Source organism: Streptomyces sp. ALB3 (assembly GCF_044385685.1).
Taxonomy (GTDB): Bacteria; Actinomycetota; Actinomycetes; order Streptomycetales; family Streptomycetaceae; genus Streptomyces.
Genome location: NZ_JBISCE010000033.1, coordinates 1 through 3,299, shown reverse-complemented (window position 1 = coordinate 3,299; position 3,299 = coordinate 1). Strand labels below are relative to the sequence as shown.

The window sequence follows — 3,299 nt, the reverse complement described above, 5'->3', positions numbered from 1 at the left end:
GAGGAGTACTTCGCCGTCGGCGTGGACTGCGTCGAGACGAACACGTTCGGCGCGAACGCATCGGCCCTGGGCGAATACGACATCCCCGGCAGGATCCACGAGCTCTCGCAGGCCGGCGCGGCCATCGCCCGTGAGGTCGCCGACCGCTTCACCGAGTCCACCGGCCGGCAGCGCTGGGTGCTCGGCTCCATCGGCCCCGGCACCAAGCTGCCGACGCTGGGCCACGCCCCGTACACGGTCCTGCGTGACGGCTTCCAGCAGAACGCCGAAGGGCTGATCGCCGGCGGCGCCGACGCCCTCATCATCGAGACCACGCAGGACCTCCTGCAGACCAAGGCCGCCGTGCTGGGCGCGCGGCGCGCCCTGGACGCCATGGGCAGCGACCTGCTGGTGCTGTGCTCCCTGGCCTTCGAGACCACCGGCACGATGCTGCTCGGCTCCGAGATCGGCGCCGCGCTGACCGCGCTCGAACCGCTCGGCATCGACATGATCGGCTTGAACTGCTCGACCGGCCCCGCCGAGATGAGCGAACACCTGCGCTACCTCACGCGCCACTCCCGCATCCCGCTGCTCTGCATGCCGAACGCCGGTCTGCCGGTCCTGACCAAGGACGGGGCGCACTTCCCGCTGGACGCCGAGGGCCTGGCGGACGCCCAGGAGACCTTCGTCCAGGAGTACGGCCTCTCGCTCGTCGGCGGCTGCTGCGGCACGACGCCGGAACACCTGCGCCAGCTCGTGGACCGCGTCCGCGGCTCCGAGATCACCACCCGCTCCCCGCGTCCCGAGCCGGGCGCCGCGTCGCTCTACCAGACCGTCCCGTTCCGTCAGGACACCTCCTACCTCGCGATCGGTGAGCGCACGAACGCCAACGGGTCGAAGAAGTTCCGCGAGGCGATGCTGGACGCGCGCTGGGACGACTGCGTGGAGATGGCCCGCGACCAGATCCGCGAGGGCGCGCACATGCTCGACCTCTGCGTCGACTACGTGGGCCGCGACGGTGTCGCCGACATGGAGGAACTGGCCGGACGGTTCGCCACCGCGTCGACCCTGCCGATCGTCCTGGACTCCACCGAGGTGCCCGTCCTGCGCGCGGGGCTGGAGAAGCTCGGCGGCCGGGCGGTGCTGAACTCCGTCAACTACGAGGACGGGGACGGCCCCGAGTCCCGGTTCGCGAAGGTCAGCGGACTCGCCGCCGAGCACGGTGCCGCGCTGATCGCGCTGACCATCGACGAGGAGGGCCAGGCCCGCACCGTCGAGCACAAGGTCGCGATCGCCGAGCGGCTCATCGACGACCTCACCGGCAACTGGGGAATCCACGAGTCGGACATCCTCATCGACTGCCTGACCTTCACCATCTGCACGGGGCAGGAGGAGTCGCGCAGGGACGGCATCGCCACGATCGGAGCCATCCGTGAGCTGAAACGGCGCCGCCCCGGCGTGCAGACGACGCTGGGCCTCTCCAACATCTCCTTCGGGCTGAACCCCGCCGCCCGCGTCGTGCTGAACTCGGTCTTCCTCGACGAGTGCGTCAAGGCGGGACTGGACTCCGCGATCGTGCACGCCTCCAAGATCCTGCCGATCGCCCGGCTGGAGGAGGAGCAGGTCAAGGTCGCACTCGACCTGATCTACGACCGCCGGGAAGAGGGCTACGACCCCCTGCAAAAGCTCATGGAGCTCTTCGAGGGCGTCAACATGAAGTCGATGAAGCAGGGCAAGGCCGAGGAACTCCTGGCGCTGCCGCTGGACGAGCGGCTCCAGCGCCGCATCATCGACGGTGAGAAGAACGGCCTGGAGACCGACCTCGACGAGGCCCTCCGCACGCAGCCGGCCCTCGACATCGTCAACAACACCCTGCTCGAAGGCATGAAGGTCGTCGGGGAGCTGTTCGGCTCCGGCCAGATGCAGCTGCCCTTCGTCCTCCAGTCCGCCGAGGTCATGAAGAGCGCGGTGGCGTACCTGGAGCCGCACATGGAGAAGACCGACGACGACGGCAAGGGCACCATCGTGCTGGCCACCGTCCGTGGCGACGTCCATGACATCGGCAAGAACCTGGTCGACATCATCCTGTCGAACAACGGGTTCAACGTGGTCAACCTGGGCATCAAGCAGCCGGTCTCCGCGATCCTGGAAGCCGCCGAGGAGCACCGCGCCGACGTCATCGGCATGTCCGGCCTCCTGGTGAAGTCCACCGTGATCATGAAGGAGAACCTGGAGGAGCTGAACCAGCGCAAGATGGCGGCCGACTACCCGGTCATCCTCGGCGGCGCCGCTCTCACCCGTGCCTACGTCGAACAGGACCTGCACGAGATCTACGAGGGCGAGGTCCGCTACGCCCGCGACGCGTTCGAGGGCCTGCGGCTGATGGACGCCCTCATCGCGGTCAAGCGAGGCGTCCCCGGGGCCAGCCTCCCCGAGCTGAAGCAGCGCCGGGTGCCCAAGCGGGACATCCAGGTGGCCGAGCCCGACGAGCCGCAGGAGGGGCTGCGCTCCGACGTCTCGGTCACCAACCCGGTCCCCGAACCACCGTTCTGGGGCACCCGGGTCGTCAAGGGCATCCAGCTCAAGGAGTACGCCTCCTGGCTGGACGAGGGCGCCCTCTTCAAAGGCCAGTGGGGCCTGAAGCAGGCCCGAGCCGGTGACGGCCCGACGTACGAGGAGCTCGTCGAACGGGAGGGCCGCCCGCACCTGCGCGGCTGGCTCGACAAGCTCCACACCGAGAACCTGCTGGAAGCCGCCGTGGTCTACGGCTACTTCCCGTGCGTCTCCAAGGGCGACGACCTGATCCTGCTGCACGAGGACGGCTCGGAGCGCACCCGTTTCACCTTCCCGCGCCAGCGCCGTGGCCGCAGGCTGTGCCTGGCGGACTTCTTCCGCCCCGAGGAGTCGGGTGAGAGGGACGTGATCGGCCTCCAGGTCGTCACGGTCGGGTCGAGGATCGGCGGGGCCACCGCCGAGCTGTTCGAGTCGAACTCCTACCGCGACTACCTGGAGCTGCACGGGCTGTCCGTGCAGCTGGCCGAGGCGCTGGCGGAGTACTGGCACGCGCGGGTCCGCAGCGAGCTCGGCTTCGCCGGCGAGGACCCCTCCGACGTCCAGGACATGTTCGCCCTGAAGTACCGGGGAGCGCGTTTCTCCCTGGGCTACGGTGCCTGCCCCGACCTGGAGGACCGGGCGAAGATCGCCGCGCTCCTGGAACCCGAGCGGATCGGCGTCAAGCTCTCCGAGGAGTTCCAGCTCCACCCCGAGCAGTCCACCGACGCCATCGTCATCCACCACCCGGAAGCGAAGTACTTCAACGC

General features: G+C 69.0%; 1 protein-coding gene. It reads left to right on the top strand.

From position 1 onward, the window contains the following. A partial coding sequence (metH, locus tag ACHFIV_RS20950) for a methionine synthase (RefSeq protein ID WP_398971158.1) occupies positions 1-3,299 on the top strand: 3,299 nt, incomplete at both ends.